Source organism: Agrobacterium sp. LAD9 (genome assembly GCF_003031125.1).
GTDB lineage: Bacteria > Pseudomonadota > Alphaproteobacteria > Rhizobiales > Rhizobiaceae > Agrobacterium > Agrobacterium radiobacter.
Genome location: NZ_PHGS01000032.1, coordinates 48,439 through 70,711 on the forward strand (window position 1 = coordinate 48,439; position 22,273 = coordinate 70,711).

The window sequence follows — 22,273 nt, forward strand, 5'->3', positions numbered from 1 at the left end:
CTCAGCCCTCTCCCTCAACCACGCTTGGAACAGAGCGGACGAAGCGAAGCTGAAACCCTTTGAAGGCCCCCTGTATAATTGCGTGCGCGGGTGTAACTTCATCACTGTCGGCATAGATGGGATCAACAACCACTCGGAAGCATATGAAGCGCTGCGCGACCTCATATATGGTCAGGGCGGGAGTGTTGTCGAAACGCGCTGCGCTATTGCCCATCACCAGCAACTTGCCGCCAAACGGCGGCAATCGCTCATCGTGAGCGGAGAATGAAGTCATTCCACGGACGAGGCCTTGTACGTCGAAGACGATGCTATGGCGCTCGTCAAACCGCGTGGCGTCAAGTTTATCCGCGCCGAGTAACGGCGAAAACCGCTCCAGCCCGTCGCCTTCCGGCAAAGGCACAGTGCGGAACAGACTCGTTTCTGGATCGAGTAGGTACGCATATGAACGCATGAAATCCCTTTCTTCAATACCCGCAAAGCGGTCTCGTGCCCGAGAGGGCAGGAGCGTGGCTTCTGCACCTTCGGACTGGCGATCCAGCGTTGGGGTGGGGGGCAAGGATCGGCGCGGGGAACCGGCTGCACGAAGGAAACGCAGCGTAAGCGGAGGGACCGTAGGAAGCTGGGCGGACGATCCTTGCTGGGGGAGGGGAAGCGGCGCTAGCCCTCCCCCTTTTGAAAAAAGACATCCGCATCCGGCGACTTTCATTCCTGTAGTAATATACCGCTTCGGAGGAAACGGCTCCAAGCAGCGGACGCGGAGGACCGAACTGCTGAACGCAATAAACTCTATTTTATCTTTCCATTTTGACAAGATAAAAAGAAACCATTTATGCACATTTGAAAGTGCCTAATTTCTTTTGAGCACGCGAAATGATCGTTACCCGTAAGGGCGAAAACCGCGCTATTTAGCGGGTTTAGTGCGCAGCATAGAGCATAGGTCGCGCAGCGACGCGCCAAAATTTAGATTCTAAAAAGGTTGTTGACACTGCAATTTTAGAATACTCTCTTGGTATCAAATCTTCAGACACAACACCCTTAATGAGACAACCGCATGGACATTCCGACCGATCCGACGAACGAACACGATATGAGCGAGCGGCGGCCTGACAATTTGGCTGAGCCGGAAATTTCAGGCATTGCGGGTGAGATAAACTGGCCTGACGACCAGGCCGACTTGGAGAAGAAAATCGGTCTGGCTCTCCGGTCGTTGAGAGAAAAACGCAATCTATATCGGCGGGAAATCAGCGATCGGCTTGGCCTGCACGAGAATGTCTATGGTCGAATTGAAACCGGAAAGGCCCGGCTGACGGTAAGCCGGTTGATCGCGGTTTGTTCGATACTGGGAGCGAACCCCATGGAGGTTCTTTTCGACGCGGCGCCACAGCTCTTTGGACAGGATCCTGCAACCGCTCAGCTACTAAATTCCGTCATGTCACATCTAGTTGATATGGAGGAAAAATCTTTGGTCACAATTTTGCCAGTCGTCCGTCATTTTAACCCTGAATAGGAGAAAGCGGCCTGTTTCCGCCGCCTATGGCCTCGAACTTGACAAAAACGAAGAGCCAAAGCCTGAACTAGAATCCACCAAATTTAGTAATATTGCGATTTTCGAATAAACCTGTCTGAAACGCCCGCGTTATATGAACGCAAGAAGACACAACTACCCCGAGATTTTTAGGGGCTCAGTTGTGTTTTGCGGATGTCGCCGGGAAGCCGGCTTCTTCAGCACCAAAACATAGACATCATGTCTACTGTCTCCTGACAGTTCTCGCGTTTCCAGGCGCGAGTTAGGCTTTGCAAGCCATGTTCCCGACAATGGTCATGTCAGGACCTTTCGACCTCCCCGCGTATTTGCCGTCTCTTGCGGAGCCGGCGACGCGTATTCGATCGCCAGCATGACCGGAGCTACCGAGAGGCAGAAGGCAGGACGACGGGCATATAAACCAGATCCGCGATAGACGGATCTGATCATGTGAATGACGATCATCATTCCCATTGTTGCTGTTAGAGGGAAGAAAGAGCTCTGCCCTCTCTCCCCCGCAATAGTCCAAAAACGGTTTCCCCGTCCTTCCTCACTGCCGCTCTGGCGAAGCCAAAACGGAGTTCGTGCAGGATCATCGCCGCGCTGCGCGCAGCGATGACCACTCGGAACGTCCTCGGGCGGGCGATCCCCCTCCGTTTTTGGCTATTGCCCCCCACTCTCCCGGTCCTCGCCGGACGGGCAGGAGGGCAGGTGGACCTGCCCTCTGCTTCCGACTGGTGAGGATCGGGGAAGGTGCCGATTTAGGAGATGTTGCATGAGTGAAAGCATAAGAGTGATTGAAGAGCCTAAACTGGCAGACGTAATCCGGATTCATATGGATGTGCAGCGCGAAGCGGCCGAGGCAGCGATTGCGTGGCGAGTGATAGCAAGCGACCACGCCGGCGGAGATGCCGGCGAGCATCGCCTGGAGCATCTGCTGCACAGGGAAACGGAAGCACAGGAGGCCGTCTTGCGTTATCAGCCGGCAAGTGCGGAGGAGAGCATCGCCAAGCTGCTCTACCTGTCCGCGTTGATCGTTGGACAGCGCAGAGCGCTCGAAAAGTCGTGCATCGAAATGCTCGATGGCACGCGCCACTAAAGTAAGGAGCCCGCGGTGACGCGGGTTCCGTTTTTGTCATGATGTAGGAGAAACAATGACAGTATCGGACTTTATCCTGAGCATCGTAGGATCTGCGCTGTCGGCGCCATTGGTGTACTATGGAAAGAAAACACTGGATGCGCTTCCGCGTGGCAAGGCTGGCTCGGATGATTTGCTAGCACGACGGGCGCAAGGTAGAAAGCTGCTCAACGGAAGGTCGATCGGCGAGTTTCGCCAACAGTTCGTTGTGGCGGCCTCAATCCTGGCTACGATGACGCTCTGCATCGTATTCCTGTTGCTTATGTTGTCGAAGATTGCTCTGTTTTGGAGCTCGCCGGCGATTGCTCAAATCTACCAGTTCCTCGCCTTTTTGATTGGCGCATTCGGCTTCTGCCTATCCTGCATGACGTTGGCAAGGATCGCTCAGATTTACGAGACGGCGCGAGAGCTGGTCGAACAAAAAAAGGGCGCTAAAACTTAGCGCCCTATCGAATTTCAGTACGTCAGATTGAACCAATGACGCTGTGACTGATTTTCGGCATTTGGTATGTCAAAGAAATACGGATCCTTCTTCACCGGCCGGGCTATAATCTCGCCGGTGTCACAAAGGCGATTATCCCCGTATCCCTGGCACTTGTCGGGTTTTTTGCAGAGCTCGCCATTGCGATCCAAATCCTTGTGCGGCAGATACCCGGCCGGGCAATCCTCGTAGGGCTCATAGCCGGGCTTTCCTGTTCCGGCTTGTGGGCAAATAGGCCATGAGAAACCGGGTAACTTCATTGCGGCGATGAGTTTCGTCATAGGCGGGATGCAATAGGTGACGCCCTTCCATGACGGGTTGGAAGACGCTGCGCACAGCAGGATCTCGCAGCCCCACGGGGCGTCCTGCGCCGCGGCCGGCGGTGAAGACAGCGCAAGAGACGAAATAGCCAGGATATATCCGAGAGCGAGTTTCATGGTATTTCCTTTCATCGGTCGGTGCGATGCGGCTTGTTGCGCGCGTCCGCGAATGGCGGGGAGATTTCGCTTTGACGGGTTGCCAGCAGATTGAAATCTGCAATTGGCTGGCGCTCGAGCGTTTTATCCACGGCCCGCCGGCGCCATTCGTTCATGTCGAGGACATAGGTAGCCCACATGCCATAGCGCGCAGCGATGGCACTCGTCTGGTACTGCAGGTACTGTCTGTTGCGCGGGAATGGATCCGAAACTCTGGCCCAACCCACACGAAGCATCTCCAGTGCAAGATCACCACCACGCCGGGACGTACAGTATCCCTCCGGTGTGCCATCCGGGCCAACGGTTGCGATTTCGCAAGTGACGCTGTTGGCGCCGATCGAGCGCTTGAGCCAGGCCTTCGCCAATGGTCCACAGGGCACAGGCGGCGGAGCTTTGATCTTGTCGCGGTTCTGCCAGTTTGGATCGAGTGCCCATTGCGGAAGTTCGCAGGCATCAATATCCGCAAGGCGTACTTTTTGCGCATACTGCGGATACCAGAGCGTGCGACCGTCGATTACCGAAACATGTCCACTTATCCGCGCGACCCCATTGCCGTGCGTGGCCGGGGGTGAAGGAACTTTTTCAACGAGGTCAGCTGCGATCGCGGCCGAACTGCTGATGGCAACAGAGAGAGCAAAGGTGGCGACAGAGGCAAATCGTTTCATCTGGCGGCCTCCCTCACTTGTGCGTTGACACGCGACGACAGCCAGATCGAAGGGTGCGTGACATCGCTGAACTGCCAGAGGCCTGAATTGCGTGCGCGGGCGTCCTGCTCCGCGACGGAATATGCGGGAAAAACGGGAAAGCCTTGCGCATCGAGGGCAGCAAAGGCGAAGCCCTGACTGACCATCATTGTACCGAGATCCAGTCGCTCGTTTGCCACCGTGGCATAACAAACCACGTAGGTGAGGTCGGAGGTCTTTGCGGTCGCAGCGCAGATAGGTTTCGTATCCTTGATGAAGGCCGCGAGGACGGCAAGCGAGGCGTCTCCGCAATCTCGCTTTTGCCCCTGCAAATCGGTGTACGACGTTCCTCGAATGCATGATTGAACGCCGTAGAGGCGATATCGCGTCGAACCGTCGTTCCAGGTCTCGCCGGTTTCGAGCGTGACGCCGGGTCTCAGATCAAAATAACCGGGCGGTGCAGCTTCGGCCGCCGTCGCCATGGCTACAGAGAGAGCAAGGGTTTTGAGGAAGAACTTCATGTGTTGCTCACTTCTGGATCTGGAGAATCTTGTTTGTGTTCGACATGTCCGTGACCTGCTTTTGCGTCTGAACCTGAAGCGACTGCACAGCGCCGTTCATGACGCCGACCAGCTCATTCATCGTGAGACCAGACTGCACCTGAAGCTGTGTGTTCTGGTCGATGGATCCTTTGATGTCTTGCGCCTGTCCGATTTGCTGGCCCGCCTGTTCGAAGGCGGAGCGCCGTTGCGTTACGGCTTGCTGCGAGCCGTTCACGAGCGCTGAAACGGCCATCACCGTGTTGACCATTTGCTCATAGGATTTGTCGCCGGAGAAATCGCTGTTGGCTTTACCACTGAGGCTTTTGACTAGCTTCAGGCCGTTGATGAGTGTGGAGGCAATTTTCGAAATGTCGCCGCCCAGACCGCCGAAGTTAGGAACCCCGCCTGACATGATGCTGTCGATCGACGGCACCGATGAAACGCTGAAGCCATTGCCGATCGCAAGGCTCTGCATTTGCCCGGCCTCGCTTCCGCGGTTGCCGGTCACTGCCTTGAGAGTTTCATCGACGGTCTTGAGGATTTCCTTGTTGGTGCCGAGAATCTTGTCGGTGGTCTGTGACGTTTCCTGGGCGATCTGATAGTTTTTCTGATCGATCACGGGAACCCCTTGGGCGAATGCGGCACTGGCGAACACAGTGACTGCCATGGCAATGGGCATTTTTCGACGAAACTGCATCGTCCTAATCCTTTATTGGGGGTTGAGATTGAGGTTGATCTGATTGGGGTCTTCCCGCTTGGCGACGCAGGCTTTTTCCTCGTCGCTCCATTGCAAATTTTCGCGGGGATCGCAGACGCCGGTTTGCTCTGCAGGCTTATTGTCGTCCTTCGTCTTCACGCTGGAAGTTTGGGAAGATCCGGAGGTGCTGCTGAGGGTGACGGAGTTGCGACTGTTTAATAGCTCGGACAGGCTGTTGCCGAGCTCGATCGCCTTGTTGATCATCTCAAGGTTTGCGTTGCGGGCGCCGGAATTCAGGTCCCAGCTATCCTGAATAGTGCCGGTCTCCATCTGGCCGAGTTGCTGAAACCACGAGGAGACGTTTGCGGAACTATCCGAGACGCCCTTTGACACTGCCATCGAATTGATCGTGGCGGATCGCATACCCGTGAAGCTCTCACCGCTTCCGCCGTAGTTGAGTGGGATTTTGTTGCCGCCGAGCGATGGCAGCCATTTTTGGGTTATGTTGTGAACATAGCCTTGCGTCTCCTTGAACGGCGGAATACCGCCGTACTTGTTCACATTGCCAGGACCCGCATTATAGGCCGCAAGCGCTTTATTGACGTCGCCATTGTAGGTCTGCAGCTGCTTGCGCAGGTATCGAGCGCCGCCGCGGAGGTTGTCTTCAATGTCGTGCGGGTTGACGCCGAGATCCTTGGCGGTCCCTGGCATGAGCTGTGATAAACCCATGGCACCAACCTGAGAGCGAGCACAAGGGTTAAATCGGCTCTCCTGGTAGACAAGCGCCATGAAGAGGTTTTCATCGACACCCTCTTGCTTGGCGACGCGTTTGACCAGGCCGGCGATTTCAGGGTTGGCATTCGCAGCAGCATTGGGATCGCCGCCTTTAGCTGGCCTGTAGATTGAACAAGTGACGCTTTTGTTCATCGCAAAGCGGCTCTTGTCCGTCTCTTCGATCTTGTCCGTGGTTTCGTTTCGCTTGCTGCGCTCCCTCTCGATCGCGACGTCGGTGGTGGGAACCTGAGCGAGGACGCTGGACGCGGCAAACATGATGCCCAAGGAACCGAGGCGAGCGATGTACGGTAGTCTGCGCACTGACCGATAGGTGAGGTCATTGATCATCGCCACTCTCCCACCCGCAAAATGCAGGAAGCCAGACAGCGGGATCTTCCCCCAACTCCTCTCGCAGTCTGGCGCATTCATCGACGGTGCTTTTGGTGCCCGAAAGTACCTTTATGAGGTCGGGCATTCCCCCGAGATCAAGGCGGGCAATCACAGAGTCATTGCCATGCTTGATCAGAAATGCGCGCTTTTCTGGCGGCGTATTTTTGATGAAATCGAACTCTTTAACGGTCAAGTTGAGCCGCTTGATGTAGCTGTCTTCATCCGCATGAGGGTTGGGAAAGTGTATATGGGTGGCTGATTGCTCAATCAGCGTATGTGCGGCAGCAGCCTTGACGATGTCGGCCGCCGATTGGGTACCGAAACCGACGATGCCATTGAGCTTTCGAATGGTTTTCATCTTGTCGATGATGAAGTCGCTGAAGGTCTTGTCCTTCAGGAGCTGCCAGCCTTCGTCCATGAAGTACATGACGGGATCGCCTGTCAGAAGCTCGTCCAAGCGATGGTAGATATACATCAGTGCCGGAACCCGCAGTTCATCATTGGCGAGGATGCTGGTCATATCAAAACCGAACACCCGCGCGTCCCCAAAGGAAAGCGCATCGCGCTCTGCATTGAATAGCCAGTCTTTCTCGCCGTCGTACCAAGGGCGCAATCGTGCTGCCAGGTCGTTGGCGTCAGCGCGAGCCTGCCCCATTAGAAGACGGGACAGTTGGTAGAGCGTTCTTTCCTCGGCGGGTTCCTTCATGAGGCGAACTAGCCCACGCTCAAGCCTGTCTTCGTCTTCCTGGGTGAGGGAGGCGCTGTCCTTGGCGAGCATGACCTTAAGCAAGCGGAACAAAAATTCCCGATTCTGGCCGGTGTTTTCGAGCTGTAAAGGATTGAAGCCCGTTGGTTTCCCCGCTTCCAGCACCTCATAGGTGCCTCCCATAGCCCGGACAAAGATTTCCGCACCGCGGTCTTTATCGAAAAAGACTGCCTTCGGTGTCGGTTTGACACGAAGGGTCTGCGCCAACAGGAAGGTGAGAGATACGGTCTTGCCGGAACCGCTGGGACCTGTGACCAGAAAATGACCAAGGTCGCGAGCCGCGCCGTTTCCGTGAAAATTGAAAATGTACGGAGTTTGCGACGTCGTCTCCAAAAGAGAGATCGGCACCTTCCAATGCAGGTCATCCGCGCTCCCTGTCGCAAAATTGTGCATGGAGGATAGGCCCGCATAGTTCGCGCTTGAGAGCATGGCCGAACGAGCGATGTAGCTGTGATTTCCGGGCAACTGCGCCCAGAATGCTGCTTCGAGGTTCAAATCCTCACGCAGCCAGGTCATGTTCATGTCGGTGAGGCAAGTTCCAAGATCTGAGATGACCTTTCCGAGGCCATCGAGGTCGCGCGAAAGGCACAGAAGCGACAGATGGTGGACGCCAAAAACGGCCTCTTGATTCATGAGGCTGTTGAGCGCGAAATCTATGTCCTGTTCGACGGTGCTGCCGCGTTCGTCTGATGCCGCGATTTGCCTTTTAAGTCTCGTGATCCGCTCTTGCGCGATCGGCTTGTCTGACAGTGTGAATGATTGAGTAAGGATGAACTCGTGCGGCATCTGCATGAGGCCATCGAGCATACCCGGAGCTGTGAACGGGGGATATTCCTTGAGGGAAATCATGGCGCCGAAACGGCTGTCTTCGTCGGTACCCGCGTGAGCATGCATGGTTCTCTTGGAGAAGTGCAAGCGTGACACGCCAACATAGTCCCGTATGGCCATACGCGGCAGTCGCATGGGCCTTTCGACACCGCAAGACAATATGGATTGGAAGAATTCGCAGGGCTCCGAGTAAGGTTGTCCGTCTCGATATGAGATACCAAGCAACCGCGCACCGTACGCTTTGAGGTCGGTGGCAAGGTTAGTAACCAGCTCCTCGAATTCTGCGATTTCCTCGCGCTCCTCTTGGGCGCGGACTTCCGATCCTGCAGCGGAGGAAATCAGTTTTTTTATTTTATCCGAGACGCCGAGCGCTCCTCGCAGATCAGCGCGTACCACGGTAAGATATTGAACGTTGTGGAACATGCGCTTTTTGAGCAGCCGTTCCATATAACGGCTATCGAGCATTTCGCAGAAGGCACTATCGAAACTTCCTCCGATCTTCGGATCGACCTGGCGCCGGATTACGGTTGACCAGACGGAATAGCGGCTCGATCCGAGAGCTCTAATCATGGTGTTTCTAAATTCGGCGCGCGCATTGAGGCGAGTTTGGTCTTCCGTCTGGAAAAACAGACCGTCGAGCTTGATCACGCACGCCAGAGCGCCATTCTGGAGGCGTATTACCTTCTCCGACACATGACGGGTGTACGGAATATGAAACGACATAGGCCGCTCGTTATGAGCGACCTTGCCGAAACCAATTTCTTCTCGGATAGCTTTGTTCAGCATGTTCATGGCCCGTATGAGTTGGCGCCCCAAAAGGTCTTGTTGCGCGTGCGGGGGGTTTTGCGGGACGTGATCTGGAAGACTTCAAGAATCTTGGCGTCCCAGGTGCAAAGCGAGAAAAGGACCGAGTAAGCGACCGGTGCGATCAAAAAAGCCCAGAACGAGCTGCTTGCCAGCCAGCCAACGATCGTTACACCGATGACAAGAACGACGGCCATGTATGGCACTCCCCAAAGAGTTGGGGAGCGAGTGAGGCCAATTACGAGCGGCGTCGTGCGCACTTTTTCGTCGATGTGCTCAGCCATGCTACTTGGCCACGCCCGAGACCAGCTGGTCGACGATATCGGGAGCGCCGAAGACCAAGCCGATGCCAAGGATTACGCCCCCGGCAAGCATCCACGAAAGCCTGCCGGCGAAGGCGAGGAAACCGAGAGATGTCACGGCGATGATCGCAAGCAGGCGGCCGAACGGCCCCTGAATGAAATCAACGATCATCTGCATGGCGCTTTGCAGCGGCGTAAAGGCGTTTGACTGCGCGAAAGCAGCATCGGCCGATATGACCTGTGTGGCTGCGATGATGGCTAGCGAAAAGGAAATATTGGCAACCTTTTTGCTGCAGATCATCTTTTTGAGATTGAGTTGCATTGAGTTCTCTCCGTTGATCAAAAGTGCATGACCCCACCGACGAATTTTCCGCGCTTTTCGTGCGGTATCACGCCGGTGGGTTCGCCCGACGCGCTTGCGACGGGTGATGGGGTGGATGGGGTCGATTGTTTTTTGCGCCTTGGCGTGGGCATTGCCACGCCGATTTGGCGGTTAAGGACCTTTGCGACGTAGGCTACGGTCTCTTGGAAAGGAGGGATGCCACCGTGCTCGTAGATTCGACCTTCGCCGCTGTTGTAGGCGGCAGCCGCCAGAAGAGGGTTTTTAAACTCTTCGAGGAGCACGCGGAGGTATCTGACACCCCCATCAATGTTTGAAACTGGGTCGCACACTTCGTGCACCCCAAAACGGGCGGCAGCTTCTGGCATTAGCTGCATTGGACCCCGCGCGCCGGCGTCCGAATTCCTCGAGCGATCGAACTTGCTTTCGGCCCACGCGATGGCCGCTGCATAATCTTCGTCCACTCCGTGACGACGTGCTGTCTCCCTGACGATCTGTTCGATTTCGGCTGGCTCAAAGGGTGACGGACCGCACTCGGGGATTCGCGTCGCGGTCGCCCTGCCCGGCGCTTGCTGAGAAGGTGTACTTGGGACGGAAAGCGGTTGGGTTCGGGAGGCAACGTTTTTTACACTGTCGCGATAGTTGCCGCTATCGGTGCCCCAATATGGCAATTCGGTGGGCGCGGTTTGGAGGGGAGCGCCCGCATAACCTAACGGCGCCGAACCCCAGCGCTCGTCAAAGGCCGACCCTGTAATTTTACCGGGAAGATCATCGGACGCCGTGACGGCAGGCGGACTTTCCGCTCCAAAGCGGCCATTGATAACCTCAGCAGCAATAGACGAATAGCCGCAAACTGCTACTCCTGACATTACCAAAAAGGCTACACCAAATTTAGGCTTTAATTGCACTTTTAGCCGCATTTTGGCCCATCTCAGTGTTGTTATCGCGCCGCAAAACGGCTAGGGTGACTATGAAATGTTACTCTTTAGGTTATTCGATACATTCTTTTTTGGGATGTTAAAAGCCTAAAAGTGATGATCGATGAACAACCATTAAAGTAGGTTACGGATGATTTGGAAAGCGGTCATACTCAGTGCAGCGCTCGCTGCGACCGGAAATGAGGCAAAGGCAGCGCCCGCCGTAGACGAAAGTTACGTGAAGTCGCTGGCTGCGCCGGGCAAAACCGTTTTGGTCGTCGAGTATTATGACGGAAAAGGCGACGTGGCCGCCCGCAAGGGTTTCGCTTCCGCCGCGGGCTACAAAGCTTTGTCAGGAACGGATTTCCGCATCGACGGCAATACCGCGGTGCACCTTTATGGTCTGGAGCCCTGCAAGGGTGACGTGGTGAACCGGTCAGAGGATTTCTCGGGCAGCTGCGCGGATTATGCCAAGCGCCAGCTCGAAATCGTCTTGCAGTCACCAAAAGTTCTTTTCTGCAGGGCTTTTATTACCGAGGTAAATGCCCCGGTCCAAAACGCAACTTGCTACGGATATTACAATTATCCCGGCGCCATGGACGCAGTGATGATGCTTGAAGAACAGCTCGTCTCGGTAGGGGGCGTGCGTTTGGCTCGCAAAACGGACGGCACACCGGAACGTGCCGATCTTTTGAAGGCCGAGGAGATCGGCAAGAAGGGCTCCTACGGCATTTGGGCTGACCCTCGTCTGAAAGGCGAATGATGAGAGCGATCGTCGCCTTTTTCATCCTCATGTCGATTTCAGGTTGCGGAACGGTCAAGGAAAAGACCGCGCCGTGCAAGCGACCCGCAAATTTGACCTCCCTCGTTGAGGATACGCGCCAAGAGTGCGGCCCGATGCAATCCGTGAACGGCGACGGCGCCGACGCACTGGAGGCAATCGACAGCCTTTTGCTGGTGGCCGGTTAACGTCATTTTGAGCTGGGGGACAGATGAATAATTTCGTGACGGATCTGCTGATGCGGATCGATCAGATCGGGCAGGGTTTTTCCGCACGCGCCTTCGATATCGTAGGCGACCAGGCGTTGCCCGTACTGAAGGTCGCCTTCGTCGTTTATGTGATGACCTATGGCATCCAGCTTATAATGGGTACAGCGCGGATTTCAGTCGCTGAATTCGTCGGCAGAACTGCTCGCTTGATGATCATCCTGTCTCTGACCCAAAAATGGGAGTTCTTCAACAGCCTGTTTTATCGTTGGCTCAGTGATACTCCGGAAGACGTCGGGCGCGCCATTCTTTCAGCATCGGGGACCGGGATCACAGAGCCTACCAATGGTCTGTCGATGATCGTGACAACGGCCCAACAGGCTGGTGCCGCTCTTGCAAACCAGTCGGGGTATTTCACGGTCTTGCCGTCAATGCTCGGACTTCTAATAATGGGCTGCGCCCTTGTATTCGCGGCGATTGCCTTGGCCATGTTAATTCTCTGCAAGGTCATGATGTGGGTTCTTATTGGAACTGGGCCGATTTTTATTGGCTGCCTCTTGTTCGAACAAACCAGATCCTATGGTGTCGGATGGTTCTCGCAAGTCCTGCTTTACGCGCTAATTCCACTCTTCGTGTTTGTTGTAGCCGCTTTTATGATCGCCGCGATTAACCCGGAAATGTCAAAAATTACAGCGGCGGCTGAAGCGACAGAACTCACGGTTACCCACTTGGCGGCCTTTCTTCTCCTGACCGTCGCAGGCTGTTTTGTTCTGTTGAATGTCCAATCGCTGGCACAAGGGATCACCGGAGCGATTCCGACCGCGATTGGAGGAAAAGGTGCTGCAATGGGCTTGGCGCCGCTTCGGTTGGCTGCGCGGTTAATGTCCAGTCTTGGCGGCGGTCGCCCCCGCTCGTCATCTTCAAACAGTCCGAGTGGCGGCTCAATTTCAAACCGTAGCGCTTCAGAAGCGGCAATGCAGCAACGCATTAGCGACATGAGCCGCCCACAATAAATTCTCTTCCGAAAGGCCCTTGTTTATGACGCAGAACACAGATCCTCGTCTTGTCGAGTACTTCCAGCAAGGCTCCGTATGGGAGCAAGACGCTATCAGGACACAAACGCGATCAAAGCGCCTCGCATGGTTCATAGCGCTTATTTCCAGCACCGCTTGCATAATAGCGCTTTTGGCGCTGGCCGGTCTTACTCCTCTGAAGCGGTTCGAACCCTACCTCGTGTTGGTTGATAAGAATACAGGCTATATCGAGGTGAAAACGGCCCGTGACACCGACTATGACGCGCTGAGCCTGACTGAGCGCCAGGCGGTTACTCAGGCGAACGTCGTGAGATTTATTCGGATGCGTGAGGGCTATGATCCACTCATGATTTCGGAGAACTTTGGAACGGCGGCGCTGTTGTCGACTGGTGACGCTGCTCGTGAGCTTCAGGAGCTCTACAGCGCGACGAATCCAAAGAACCCTGCGAAGATATACGGAAAGAACAAGCGCGTCTCGGTGGACGTGAAATCTGTTACTTTCCTGAACGACAGTACGGCCCAGGCACGCTTCTCGGTAACGGAGCGCTCCGACACGGAACAGGTGACACGCCACTACGTCAGCGTTCTGCGGTATCGCTATACGTCGGCTCCTTCGACAAATGCGTGGATGTTCGAAAATCCGCTGGGTTTCCAGATTTACAGCTATCGCCGAGACCAGGAAACGGTGTCACCGGGAGCAAATGGCTGATGAAGCGCATCCTTCTCTCGACAGCAGTTTTTATGATGATGTGCTCGGTTGCGGGTGCACTTGAGGCACCAAAGCCCGGGAAACGAGACACTCGACTTACCTCTATCACATACCGGCCCGACGACGTCACGCGCATCGATGCGACATACGGGATTTCAACGATGATCGTCTTTGACGAGGATGAGAGCTTCGTTGACATCGGGCTTGGCGATACTGACAGCTGGTATGTCGTTCCCAACGAGCGGAAGAACATACTGTTCATCAAGCCAATCGCAAAAGACGTCGTCACGAACCTAAACGTGGTGACCACAAAGCGGATCTATTTCCTAGAGCTCCATGATTTTGCGCCGGATGCAGGCAAGAAGGTCTACGGCGTCCGCTTTATCTATCCTGAAAAGGATCTGAACGCTTCCCTTCGCGCCGAAGCTGAGGCTCGCGCGGCTCATCCGAATATGAATGGCGTCGACAAGGCGAACGTGAATCTGGACTATTCGTTCTCCGGATCATCGGCGCTGAAGCCGTCAATGATCTTTGATGACGGCAAGAAAACCTATTTCAAATTCAAGGGGACAGTTCCTGCGATATTCGCTGTGAACTCGAACTTCTCCGAGACCTTGAAAAACTTCCGGAAAGAAGGCGAATACATCGTCGTAGACGGCGTTGGTACCCAATTCACATTGCGTGACGGTGACCAATGGACCTGCATCTTCAATCTTCGAAAGCCTGATTTCGGCGCTCCCGATCAAGACATTATGGCCCCGAAACTTGAGACGCAGGCGTCTATTCGCAGTAGGAGCGGCAACAAATGAAAGAAAACGATCACCTGAAGGCGATTAGCGCGATCGAGGAGACGCCAATCGCAGACACCAAGCTGAAAAAGAAGCAATTGCTTGGTGGCGTCGCATTTGCTGCGATCATGGTTGTGGTGGCTTACAATGTCGTGTGGACAAACCACGACGGGAAGCCGAAGAACCACAAGCAGGTAGAGGAGGAGTTTAGCTCGACCAGCTTCCGGCCTCCCTCATTCCTAGCAGACAAAGATGCACCAGAAGAAAAGCCGGCAGAACCGGAAGTCATTGAAATAAAGGCTCCTGCCGCCGTCGAAGAAAAGTCGGACACGACAGCATTTGATGTCCCGCCGCCGCCCGCTCCGGTAGCCGTCGTTGCGACACTTTCGCCAATTCCCGCACCGGACATCGCACCTGGTCCAGTCGCGGAAGCTTTTCCGGAGCGCTTTAAATCCAAGATGATTGTTCTGAGCGATAGCGGCAATGGCTCGGCCGCTGGTGGACTTGGCGGCTCTGGTTCACAAGGCAGCGGCGTCACTGTCGCCGGCGAGGATCAGAACAGCAAATACCTCGCTGCGGCCTCATCAATGGGTTCAAGGTCGGCTAAGGCAACAAAAATTCCTCGTATCGATGCTACGATCGTGGAGGGAACGCTAATCCCGGGCATTCTGGAAACAGCGATCGTTAGTGATCTACCGGGGCAAATCAGGGCGACTACGGCACAGGATGTTTATTCGTTCGACGGCCGCCGAATTTTGATACCAGCTGGAACGCGACTGATCGGGGAGTATCAGTCGTCGATAACAAGCGGTCAAAAGCGTGTGTTTGTTGTTTGGACACGTCTTGTCCGCGATGACGGCATCTCGATCTCACTGGCCTCGATCGGAACGGACAGCCTGGGCCGGTCCGGCCTGACTGGACACGTCGACAACAAGTGGCGCGAACGTTTCGGCTCGGCAATCTTGCTGTCAGTCGTGGGCGCTGGTGCCAGTTATGCAACCGGATACGGAAGCGACAGCCTGGGAGGAAACTCGGACGCACAGCGCGGTGAGGATCTCGCGCGTGAGACAATCGCGCAGACATTCTCCGATATGGCCAACCAGGCGCTGAGCGAGAACCTGCGCATTCCTCCAACAATCAGCGTAAACCAGGGCGAACGGATCTTCATCTTCGTGCGCCAGGACCTCGATTTTTCCGCTTATTACGATGACCCCGTAACAGAGGCCATGAAGGACATTCAACGTGAGCGCCGCATTAGATAGAAAGCCCGAAGCCCGAAATGTTGCCTCCTTCCTTGACAAAGCGCTTCGCCCCATCCGCCAGTTTCTGGATGATCCACAGGTGGTTGAAATCTCAGTCAACCGGCCAGGGGAGGCTTTTGTGGAGCGCTTGGGGGCACACCATATGGAATTCCATTCCGTTCCCGATCTCACCAAAGACGAGATAGCACACTTGGCGTCCCAAGTGGCAGGTTTCACCCATCAATTTATCAATGAAAAAGAACCTATTTTGAGCGCTTCCCTGCCTGCAGGGGAGCGCATTCAATTTGTGCTTCCGCCTGTCGCGCCGGATGGAGGATCGATCTCCATTCGAAAGCAAGTGGTCAGCAATTTCACGCTTGAAGATTATCGGGACGCCGGCAGCCTCGATCATATCCAGTTTGGCAGTGGTGGTCCGTCGGAATTCGATGGCAGGTTGTCAGAGCACCTGACGGCCGGACGCTTCTACGATTTCCTGAATGAGGCCATCCAAAACCGGGTATCGATTTTGATCAGCGGCGGCACGGCGTCAGGAAAGACTACGTTCCTCAATGCTTGCCTGCAGGCCGTACACGCTGATGAGAGGATTATCACGCTTGAAGATGCCCGTGAACTTAAACCGCCACAGAGGAATGTTGTCCACCTTGTTGCGTCGAAAGGCTCCCAAGGCACCGCAAATGTGAACATGCAAGAATTGCTGGAAGCCTCGCTCCGGATGCGTCCTGACCGGCTCTTCGTTGGCGAAATCCGAGGCGCGGAAGCGTTTACCTTTCTTCGGGGTATCAACACGGGCCATCCTGGTTCGATGTCCACTATCCACGCAAACACACCTGAAGGCGCCTACCAGCAACTGGCAATGATGGTCGCGCAAGCCGGCATGTCGGGAGGATTCAGCAAAGCTGAACTTATGGACTACATCCGGTCCGTTATCCCGATCGTGGTTCAACTTCATAAGAAGGACGGCAAACGGGGAATCTCAGAGATCGCGTTCACAAAGGTGGGTGCATGAACAAGCAAATGAAAATCATCTACGCCGCCTTCTGCGCAGTCATCGGCGGTATGGCTTGGACACTGAGTTACGGGGTTGGCCTTGCCGTTTTCTTCAAAGACAGCCGGGTCCTGATCCTCACGATCACCAGCCAGCCTTTCGCGCCTTTTGTCCAGCTCTGGTATTATGGCTCAAATCCGGCACTGCAGAAGGTCGCCGGAGGCTCAATCGTCCCGGCTTTGGCTGTAACAGCAATCGTCGCATATGTGGGCCTGCGGAAGCAGGAACAACCTCTTGGTGAAGCCGCGTTTCAGACCATTGCGGAGCTTCGCAGGGGAAAATGGTTCCGCAAAGAAGGGCACATCTTTGGAAAAGTCCGTCGCCAGATTTTGCGGGTGAAGGATGACCGGCATCATTTGATCATCGGGCCAACCAGATCCGGAAAGGGTGCCGGCTACGTCATTCCGAATGCACTCGCTCATGAGGGCTCGATGTTGGTCACGGATCTAAAGGGAGAGATATTTAATTCTACCGCTGCTTATCGCCAAAGAGCCGGCAACAAGGTCTTCCTGTTTGCACCTGGTCAGAAAAACTCCCACAGATGGAATCCAATGGACTTCATCCGGCCGGGTATAGGAGATCGAACGACAGATATTCAAAACACTGCGAAAATCCTCGTTCCGGTAACTTCCGCAGGCGACGGCGCCTTCTGGCAGAAAATGGCCCAGCGCATCGCAGCCGGTCTTATCAGCTATATTCACGAAAGTGACTTCTACGAAGGGCGCCGCAACCTGTCCGAAATCAATTCGCTTCTGAATTCGGGAGTTCCTGTCCAGGTATTGCTACGATACATCATGGAAAAAGAGCCGTATCTGTCGCGCTTTACCCGAGAAAGTTTTGGCGCTTACATCGGCCTTTCGGAAAAGACGGCCTCATCCGCTCTCACCGAACTGCAAAATGCGCTTGAGCCGTTTCAGAACGAGCGAATCGTCGCTGCTACCTCATCGACCGATATTGATATTTCCATGATGAACCGCAAGCCGATCTCGATCTATCTCGCTCCCAACATCACCGATATCACCCTTCTACAACCATTATTGACCTTGTTCGTGCAACAGGTTCTGAACCAGTTGACCTTGGAGCATAATCCGAAGGCCCTCCCTGTTTACTGCCTTCTGGACGAGTTTCGCCAGCTGAAGAAAATGGACGAAGTCATGACCAAACTTCCCTACGTCGCCGGCTACAACATCAAGTTTGCCTTTATCATTCAGGATCTCAAAAACCTCGACGAAATCTATGGCGAGAACTCGAGGCAATCCCTCACGGGCAACTGCGGTTATCAGCTCATCCTTGGCGCTAACGACCAGGCCACGGCCGACTACGTGTCGAAGGCATTGGGGCGGCATACGATCCGCTATCAGTCCGTATCGCGATCCATAGAGCCCTTCGGTTTCCACAAACGCACAAAGGTTGAACAGATCCGCGAGCGCGAATTAATGATGCCGCAAGAAGTGCGGAAAATGGAGAGAGATAAACTGGTCTTATTGGTAGAGGGACAGAGCCCGATTTTCGCGGAGAAACTGCAGTTCTTCAAGACCCAGCCGTTCAAATCAGCCGTGGAACGTTCGCTTACAAAGCCCCCCTACGTACCAGAAACAGAACTCCTCCCAGCACAACCCGTTCCTGCTCTAACCGACGAATACGAAAGGGCCGGCGAACAAGTTGACGCCCCTTGGAGGAAAGGCGATGGCAAGCGGAAATTCGTAGCGGAAGCTGAGACTGGCACCGAACGCGCTGACCCAATGAGCGCCGTAGTGAGGGAAAAGCCGACTGCTCTCGCAACGGAACTCATCACCGAAGACGGCGAGATTATTGAGATTGCCGCAAATGAAATCGTTCGTGCAGATGATCCGGAAATGGTGTTGGAACAGCAGTACCAAGAAGCTCTGACTGCCGAGTGTCAAGCCGTTCTCGCGATGAAAGAGAGAGCACTTCCGTTTCTGAAGCCGAAGAAGCGCACAAGAGCCCCTACCCTTCAAATGTTTATTGCGGCGCGTGACGAAGTCGAGTCGGAAACGGCGATCACTGCCTCAGCATAACGTAAATGGCATCGCTGTCCTGCATTTAGAAATTCTGCCGAATTCGGCTGTCAAGCGGTCACTTAACGCTCCTGCATCGCCTCAGACGCCACCTGCGCGACCGGCGACCAGAAATAGTCAATGATCCGCCGGGTTCCGGTTTTGATTTCGACTGAGACTGCCATGCCAGGTGAAAGCGGGCGCATGACTCCGTCGACGTTTATCTCCGTTGTATCGAGAGCAATCGTTGCCGGATAAACGAGGTTTTGCAGCCGCTGCACATTCCCGCCCGGAACAACGCTCCTGAACTGCGGGGCGGCCTGTTCTTCCATCGCCTGGGCGTCCGGATTGGGTATGGCGTCCCGTGCTACGGTTTTTACTGTTCCGGTGAGAACACCATAACGGGTGAACGGAAATGTTTCGACCTTGATGACCGCTGGCTGGCCGGGCTTTACGAAGCCCACGTCCTGGTTTGCGAAAAACACCTCGATCTCCAGCGGCAGATTGGCGGGAATGATGCGCATGATTTCGGTCTCCGCCGACACGACCTGTCCGGTTGTCGTAATCGACGAGGCCTGGATGACGCCATCGGACGGGGCATAAATCGCCGTTGCAGCGAGCCGTTTTTCGGCCTTCACCAGCTCCTGTTGTGCTTCGTCCATCTGCCGGGCAAGATCACCTGACTTCTGGATATTGTCAGCAACGAATGTCGACAGGACCTTGTTCTTCTCGCTTTCTGCAACGGCGAGACTCGCGTGGGCTTCGACCAATTGTCCTGCATAGGTCGACAGGGTGGCTTCTTCCTCCCGCAAAGCCTGTGTGGCGTCGAGGACATCGGATTTCCTGCCGGCCGCGCGCTCAAGAAGGCCAGATCGCATCGAGACCCGCTCCGTCAGCGTGGTGATCAGGTTGGCCTGCGCACGTGACATGGATTGCAGCCGGTCAATCGATGCCGACTGCAATTGCGTCTGGGCGGCGAGGTTTCTCATCGTCTCCTTGAGCTGCAGAAGGTTGGCTCTCAGGATCGCCGTTTCCCGCAAGCGAATGGTTGTCTGCGTATTCACCGCAAAATCGGGGATTACACCGACGACAATATCGGGACCTGTGCTCCAGTCGTGGTTTTCGACGGTGGCAAGTTCCGTCATTCGCCGTACGTGTTCAGCCTGCAAGGCCTCGATCGTCGTCCGCAAGCGAGCGTCTTCTGCCCTGAGCTCGATGTCATCGAGTTTCACAAGAAGATCGCCAGCCTTGACCTCGGTGCCGTTGGCAAAAGGCGCCGAGACCACACGCCCGGAGATCGTTGATTGAACGACCTTGACCCGACCCGAGGGCTGAACTTTTCCCTGTGCGGTCGCAACCACATCGATCCTGCCAATAAAGCTCCAGATCAATGTGGAGGCCGCGACGATACAAACGAACCAGATAAGCGCATAACGGATCGGGGATGCGGGCTTTTCGATAATTTCAAGGGCGGCAGGGAGAAAGTCGCTATAATCGGCGCTGACCTTTGTGTTTGTTGCCCCGGTCTTTACGGGTCGCGTCTTTCCTCTCATTGGCTCGACCCCATCTGCAAATCCCATAAATGCTTGTAGAGGCCGCCATCGCGGGCCAGCAGATCTTCGTGGCTGCCCTCTTCAACGATCCTGCCGTCGGCCATGCCGATAATGCGATTACAGCTCCGGATGGTCGCAAGGCGGTGGGCGATGATCAATACTGTGCGGCCCTGAACAATGTGACGCATGTTTGCGAGGATCAGTCTCTCACTCTCATAGTCGAGAGCGCTGGTTGCCTCGTCCAGGATAAGAATGGGCGGGTTGACTGACAATGCCCGGGCGATCGCCAGGCGTTGCCGCTGCCCACCGGAGAGGTTTGCACCGCGTTCTTCGATGACGGTGTCATAACCCTTCGGCAGTTTCGCGACAAATTCGTCGGCGCCTGACAGGCGGGCGAGATTGATGACGGCCGCCCGCGACATGGCAGGATTGGCGATACTGATGTTCTCGTGGATCGTGCGATTGAACAGCATGTTTTCCTGAAGCACGACGCCGATATTGGAGCGCAGCCAGGCCGGATTGACATGGGCGATGTCCTGACCGTCGACCATGACCTGGCCGCTGGAGGGCAGATAGAACCGCTGCAGAAGTTTGGTCAGCGTCGACTTGCCCGACCCGGAGGGACCGACGATGCCGATCACTTCGCCCGGACGTACAGACAGCGAAATATTCCTGAGGATTTCCGGACCATCACTGGAATAGCGGAAGTTGACGCCCTTGAAGGAGATAGTACCCTTCGGTGGCGGCAGGCTGACGGGGATCGCGGGTTTGGGCTCTTCGGGTGCATTCAGAACATCCGACAGACGCTCGACGGAAACTTGCACCTGCTGAAAGTCCTGCCAGAGCTGTGACAGGCGCAGAACCGGCTGAAACACCTGACCGGCGATCATGTTGAAGGCGACGAGCCCGCCGACGGTCAGTTCATTGTCGATGACGGCCTGTGCGCCAAAAAGGAGGAGGGCGGCCGAGGTGATCTTGTTGACATACTGGATGGCCGTCTGGCCCTTCGCCGCGAGCATGGTCGCTGCAAAGGACGATTGCACATAAGCCGCCAGACGCTCCTCCCATTGCGCGGCAACGACGGGCTCGACGGCGGATGCTTTCAGTGTCTGCATGCCGATAACGGACTCAACGAGCAACTGCTGACTGAGAGCGCCCCGGTCGAATTTTTCATCGATGCGATGTTTAAGGGAGGGGCGGATCAGAAAACCGATCAGGACGAGAAACGGAATTGAGGCGACGACGATCCAGGCAAGCACCGTGGAATAGGCAAACAGCACCGCGATGAACACGAAGGTGAAGATGAGATCGAGGACTGAAAAAAGCGCCTGTCCGGTCAGGAAATTGCGGATGGTCTCGAGTTCGCGCACACGCGCAACCGTCTGGCCGGCGGCGCGGGTTTCGAAATAGTTCAGTGGAAGGTTCAGCAGGTGACGCACGAGCCGGCGTCCGAGCTCCACATCGATCCGGTTCGTCGTATGCGTGAGTGCATAGGTGCGCAGATACTGAAGCACGACGTCGAACAGGCCGATCGCGGCAAGTCCGATGATCAGGACCGTCAATGTCGAGTAGCTACGGTGGGCAAGCACCTTGTCGACCACCACCTGAAAAAACAGCGGCGAGACGAGGGCGAAGAGCTGCAGGAAAAGCGAAGCGAGAAAGACATGGGCGAGGGCGCTTCGGTAGCGCCAGAGCGATGGCAGAAACCAGGCAAAACCGAACCGCCGCTGGAATGCAGAAACGTCTGCAAATCCCCGCTGGAGCAGGATGAAGTTTCCCGACGTTAGCGACAGCAGTTCCTCAAGGGGTACAGTCCGGCTGATAAAGCTGACGGGATCGACCAGCCGGTAGCTGTTCTCTTCCGTCTTCCCGGCAAAAACGGCAAATCCTCCGTCGTCCAGGACGGCGATGCATGGCGTGGGGATCACCTTTCCGCTGGCAAACCGCTCTTCGCGAACGGGTTTTGCCTTGAGGCCGACACGTTTGGCAGCCCGCAAAATATCGTCGCGGGTCGCCTCTGCGGTGAGTGCCAGTTCCCGCGAAAGGTCTGCCGGATTGCAGGAAATCCTGAAGAATGCTGCGACGGCGGCCAGCGACGCCAGTCCGGCATCGGTAGTCGCAGCGGAGGGGTTGAGTAAACCTGTATCCATAGTCAGATCTGTCGGTAAGCGGATCTGCAGATGCCTGCAAATCCGCATGAGGTGAAAATGGAGAGGT

General features: G+C 55.4%; 23 protein-coding genes. 11 read left to right on the top strand and 12 right to left on the bottom strand.

The features are described from left to right. Position 1: 1 nt before the first annotated feature. Positions 2-451, bottom strand: a complete 450-nt coding sequence (locus DA915_RS28075) for a hypothetical protein (protein WP_107678015.1) — start codon at positions 449-451, stop codon at positions 2-4. 600 nt (positions 452-1,051) lie between these two features. Between DA915_RS28075 and DA915_RS28080 the strand changes: the two genes are divergently transcribed. The 3 genes from DA915_RS28080 to DA915_RS28090 all read left to right on the top strand — a co-directional run bounded on the left by DA915_RS28080 (position 1,052) and on the right by DA915_RS28090 (position 3,102). Next, entirely contained in the window at positions 1,052-1,507 is a 456-nt protein-coding gene (locus DA915_RS28080) for a helix-turn-helix domain-containing protein (protein ID WP_107678016.1), read from the top strand. A 790-nt stretch (positions 1,508-2,297) separates the two neighbouring features. Next, positions 2,298-2,621, top strand: coding sequence for a hypothetical protein (locus DA915_RS28085; RefSeq protein ID WP_153064612.1), 324 nt, complete (start codon positions 2,298-2,300; stop codon positions 2,619-2,621). A 55-nt stretch (positions 2,622-2,676) separates the two neighbouring features. Further along, positions 2,677-3,102 (top strand): hypothetical protein, encoded by a 426-nt coding sequence (locus DA915_RS28090; protein ID WP_107678018.1) that lies wholly within the window; start codon positions 2,677-2,679, stop codon positions 3,100-3,102. 14 nt (positions 3,103-3,116) lie between these two features. Here DA915_RS28090 and DA915_RS28095 read toward each other — a convergent pair whose 3' ends face one another. The 9 genes from DA915_RS28095 to DA915_RS28135 all read right to left on the bottom strand — a co-directional run bounded on the left by DA915_RS28095 (position 3,117) and on the right by DA915_RS28135 (position 10,663). Next, positions 3,117-3,578 carry a hypothetical protein gene (locus tag DA915_RS28095; protein ID WP_244600811.1) on the bottom strand — a complete coding sequence of 154 codons (462 nt, stop codon included), beginning with the start codon at positions 3,576-3,578 and terminating at the stop codon, positions 3,117-3,119. Positions 3,579-3,589: 11 nt separating this feature from the next. After that, positions 3,590-4,282 carry a thermonuclease family protein gene (locus tag DA915_RS28100; RefSeq protein ID WP_107678020.1) on the bottom strand — a complete coding sequence of 231 codons (693 nt, stop codon included), beginning with the start codon at positions 4,280-4,282 and terminating at the stop codon, positions 3,590-3,592. Then, entirely contained in the window at positions 4,279-4,821 is a 543-nt protein-coding gene (locus DA915_RS28105; RefSeq protein ID WP_107678021.1) for a thermonuclease family protein, read from the bottom strand. Before DA915_RS28105 ends, DA915_RS28100 begins: the two co-directional genes overlap by 4 nt. Positions 4,822-4,828: 7 nt before the next feature. Further along, positions 4,829-5,539, bottom strand: coding sequence for a type IV secretion system protein (locus tag DA915_RS28110; protein ID WP_244600812.1), 711 nt, complete (start codon positions 5,537-5,539; stop codon positions 4,829-4,831). Between the two features lie 12 nt (positions 5,540-5,551). Beyond that, positions 5,552-6,589 (bottom strand): lytic transglycosylase domain-containing protein, encoded by a 1,038-nt coding sequence (locus DA915_RS28115; protein ID WP_371412737.1) that lies wholly within the window; start codon positions 6,587-6,589, stop codon positions 5,552-5,554. A gap of 61 nt (positions 6,590-6,650) precedes the next feature. Then, entirely contained in the window at positions 6,651-9,083 is a 2,433-nt protein-coding gene (locus tag DA915_RS28120) for a VirB4 family type IV secretion/conjugal transfer ATPase (protein WP_371412736.1), read from the bottom strand. Positions 9,084-9,085: 2 nt separating this feature from the next. Then, positions 9,086-9,385 carry a type IV secretion system protein VirB3 gene (locus DA915_RS28125; protein ID WP_107678024.1) on the bottom strand — a complete coding sequence of 100 codons (300 nt, stop codon included), beginning with the start codon at positions 9,383-9,385 and terminating at the stop codon, positions 9,086-9,088. 1 nt (position 9,386) lies between these two features. Continuing rightward, entirely contained in the window at positions 9,387-9,725 is a 339-nt protein-coding gene (locus tag DA915_RS28130) for a TrbC/VirB2 family protein (protein ID WP_107678025.1), read from the bottom strand. 17 nt (positions 9,726-9,742) lie between these two features. Continuing rightward, positions 9,743-10,663 (bottom strand): lytic transglycosylase domain-containing protein, encoded by a 921-nt coding sequence (locus DA915_RS28135; protein ID WP_244600814.1) that lies wholly within the window; start codon positions 10,661-10,663, stop codon positions 9,743-9,745. A 148-nt stretch (positions 10,664-10,811) separates the two neighbouring features. Between DA915_RS28135 and DA915_RS28140 the strand changes: the two genes are divergently transcribed. From DA915_RS28140 to DA915_RS28175, 8 genes are read left to right on the top strand one after another with little or no spacing between them, the layout of a single operon-like run. Continuing rightward, complete coding sequence (locus DA915_RS28140; protein WP_244600815.1) at positions 10,812-11,423, top strand: hypothetical protein; 612 nt, start codon at positions 10,812-10,814, stop codon at positions 11,421-11,423. Beyond that, positions 11,420-11,629, top strand: coding sequence for a hypothetical protein (locus DA915_RS28145; protein WP_107678026.1), 210 nt, complete (start codon positions 11,420-11,422; stop codon positions 11,627-11,629). The genes DA915_RS28140 and DA915_RS28145 overlap by 4 nt, the downstream gene beginning before the upstream one ends. 23 nt (positions 11,630-11,652) lie before the next feature. Beyond that, the gene (locus tag DA915_RS28150; RefSeq protein ID WP_107678027.1) at positions 11,653-12,660 is read left to right on the top strand and encodes a type IV secretion system protein; all 1,008 of its coding nucleotides are present in this window, start codon (positions 11,653-11,655) and stop codon (positions 12,658-12,660) included. Between the two features lie 25 nt (positions 12,661-12,685). Continuing rightward, positions 12,686-13,390, top strand: a complete 705-nt coding sequence (locus DA915_RS28155) for a virB8 family protein (protein WP_107678028.1) — start codon at positions 12,686-12,688, stop codon at positions 13,388-13,390. Continuing rightward, entirely contained in the window at positions 13,387-14,199 is an 813-nt protein-coding gene (locus DA915_RS28160; protein ID WP_192886692.1) for a TrbG/VirB9 family P-type conjugative transfer protein, read from the top strand. Before DA915_RS28155 ends, DA915_RS28160 begins: the two co-directional genes overlap by 4 nt. Further along, a complete protein-coding gene (virB10, locus tag DA915_RS28165; protein WP_107678030.1) occupies positions 14,196-15,440 on the top strand; it encodes a type IV secretion system protein VirB10 in 1,245 nt (414 codons plus the stop codon). Before DA915_RS28160 ends, virB10 begins: the two co-directional genes overlap by 4 nt. Continuing rightward, the gene (virB11, locus tag DA915_RS28170) at positions 15,421-16,446 is read left to right on the top strand and encodes a P-type DNA transfer ATPase VirB11 (protein WP_107678031.1); all 1,026 of its coding nucleotides are present in this window, start codon (positions 15,421-15,423) and stop codon (positions 16,444-16,446) included. Before virB10 ends, virB11 begins: the two co-directional genes overlap by 20 nt. Then, positions 16,443-18,524 (top strand): type IV secretory system conjugative DNA transfer family protein, encoded by a 2,082-nt coding sequence (locus DA915_RS28175; RefSeq protein ID WP_107678032.1) that lies wholly within the window; start codon positions 16,443-16,445, stop codon positions 18,522-18,524. The genes virB11 and DA915_RS28175 overlap by 4 nt, the downstream gene beginning before the upstream one ends. A 62-nt stretch (positions 18,525-18,586) precedes the next feature. Here the strand turns inward: DA915_RS28175 and DA915_RS28180 are convergent, their stop codons facing one another. Both DA915_RS28180 and DA915_RS28185 read right to left on the bottom strand, forming a co-directional pair. Further along, positions 18,587-20,056, bottom strand: a complete 1,470-nt coding sequence (locus DA915_RS28180) for an HlyD family type I secretion periplasmic adaptor subunit (RefSeq protein ID WP_107678033.1) — start codon at positions 20,054-20,056, stop codon at positions 18,587-18,589. Then, positions 20,053-22,206, bottom strand: a complete 2,154-nt coding sequence (locus DA915_RS28185) for a type I secretion system permease/ATPase (protein ID WP_107678034.1) — start codon at positions 22,204-22,206, stop codon at positions 20,053-20,055. Before DA915_RS28185 ends, DA915_RS28180 begins: the two co-directional genes overlap by 4 nt. Positions 22,207-22,273: the final 67 nt, after the last annotated feature.

Excerpts from the sequence above, each read along its gene's own strand:
- DA915_RS28140 (WP_244600815.1), top strand. The coding sequence starts at position 10,812 with ATGATTTGGAAAGCGGTCATACTCAGTGCAGCGCTCGCTGCGACCGGA.
- virB10 (WP_107678030.1), top strand. The coding sequence starts at position 14,196 with ATGAAAGAAAACGATCACCTGAAGGCGATTAGCGCGATCGAGGAGACG.
- DA915_RS28145 (WP_107678026.1), top strand. The coding sequence starts at position 11,420 with ATGATGAGAGCGATCGTCGCCTTTTTCATCCTCATGTCGATTTCAGGT.
- DA915_RS28175 (WP_107678032.1), top strand. The coding sequence starts at position 16,443 with ATGAACAAGCAAATGAAAATCATCTACGCCGCCTTCTGCGCAGTCATC.
- DA915_RS28125 (WP_107678024.1), bottom strand. The coding sequence starts at position 9,385 with ATGGCTGAGCACATCGACGAAAAAGTGCGCACGACGCCGCTCGTAATT.
- DA915_RS28135 (WP_244600814.1), bottom strand. The coding sequence starts at position 10,663 with ATGCGGCTAAAAGTGCAATTAAAGCCTAAATTTGGTGTAGCCTTTTTG.
- DA915_RS28180 (WP_107678033.1), bottom strand. The coding sequence starts at position 20,056 with ATGAGAGGAAAGACGCGACCCGTAAAGACCGGGGCAACAAACACAAAG.
- DA915_RS28110 (WP_244600812.1), bottom strand. The coding sequence starts at position 5,539 with ATGCAGTTTCGTCGAAAAATGCCCATTGCCATGGCAGTCACTGTGTTC.
- DA915_RS28095 (WP_244600811.1), bottom strand. The coding sequence starts at position 3,578 with ATGAAACTCGCTCTCGGATATATCCTGGCTATTTCGTCTCTTGCGCTG.
- DA915_RS28105 (WP_107678021.1), bottom strand. The coding sequence starts at position 4,821 with ATGAAGTTCTTCCTCAAAACCCTTGCTCTCTCTGTAGCCATGGCGACG.
- DA915_RS28085 (WP_153064612.1), top strand. The coding sequence starts at position 2,298 with ATGAGTGAAAGCATAAGAGTGATTGAAGAGCCTAAACTGGCAGACGTA.
- DA915_RS28150 (WP_107678027.1), top strand. The coding sequence starts at position 11,653 with ATGAATAATTTCGTGACGGATCTGCTGATGCGGATCGATCAGATCGGG.
- DA915_RS28090 (WP_107678018.1), top strand. The coding sequence starts at position 2,677 with ATGACAGTATCGGACTTTATCCTGAGCATCGTAGGATCTGCGCTGTCG.
- DA915_RS28185 (WP_107678034.1), bottom strand. The coding sequence starts at position 22,206 with ATGGATACAGGTTTACTCAACCCCTCCGCTGCGACTACCGATGCCGGA.
- DA915_RS28080 (WP_107678016.1), top strand. The coding sequence starts at position 1,052 with ATGGACATTCCGACCGATCCGACGAACGAACACGATATGAGCGAGCGG.
- DA915_RS28100 (WP_107678020.1), bottom strand. The coding sequence starts at position 4,282 with ATGAAACGATTTGCCTCTGTCGCCACCTTTGCTCTCTCTGTTGCCATC.
- DA915_RS28155 (WP_107678028.1), top strand. The coding sequence starts at position 12,686 with ATGACGCAGAACACAGATCCTCGTCTTGTCGAGTACTTCCAGCAAGGC.
- DA915_RS28075 (WP_107678015.1), bottom strand. The coding sequence starts at position 451 with ATGCGTTCATATGCGTACCTACTCGATCCAGAAACGAGTCTGTTCCGC.
- DA915_RS28115 (WP_371412737.1), bottom strand. The coding sequence starts at position 6,589 with ATGTTTGCCGCGTCCAGCGTCCTCGCTCAGGTTCCCACCACCGACGTC.
- DA915_RS28120 (WP_371412736.1), bottom strand. The coding sequence starts at position 9,083 with ATGCTGAACAAAGCTATCCGAGAAGAAATTGGTTTCGGCAAGGTCGCT.
- DA915_RS28130 (WP_107678025.1), bottom strand. The coding sequence starts at position 9,725 with ATGCAACTCAATCTCAAAAAGATGATCTGCAGCAAAAAGGTTGCCAAT.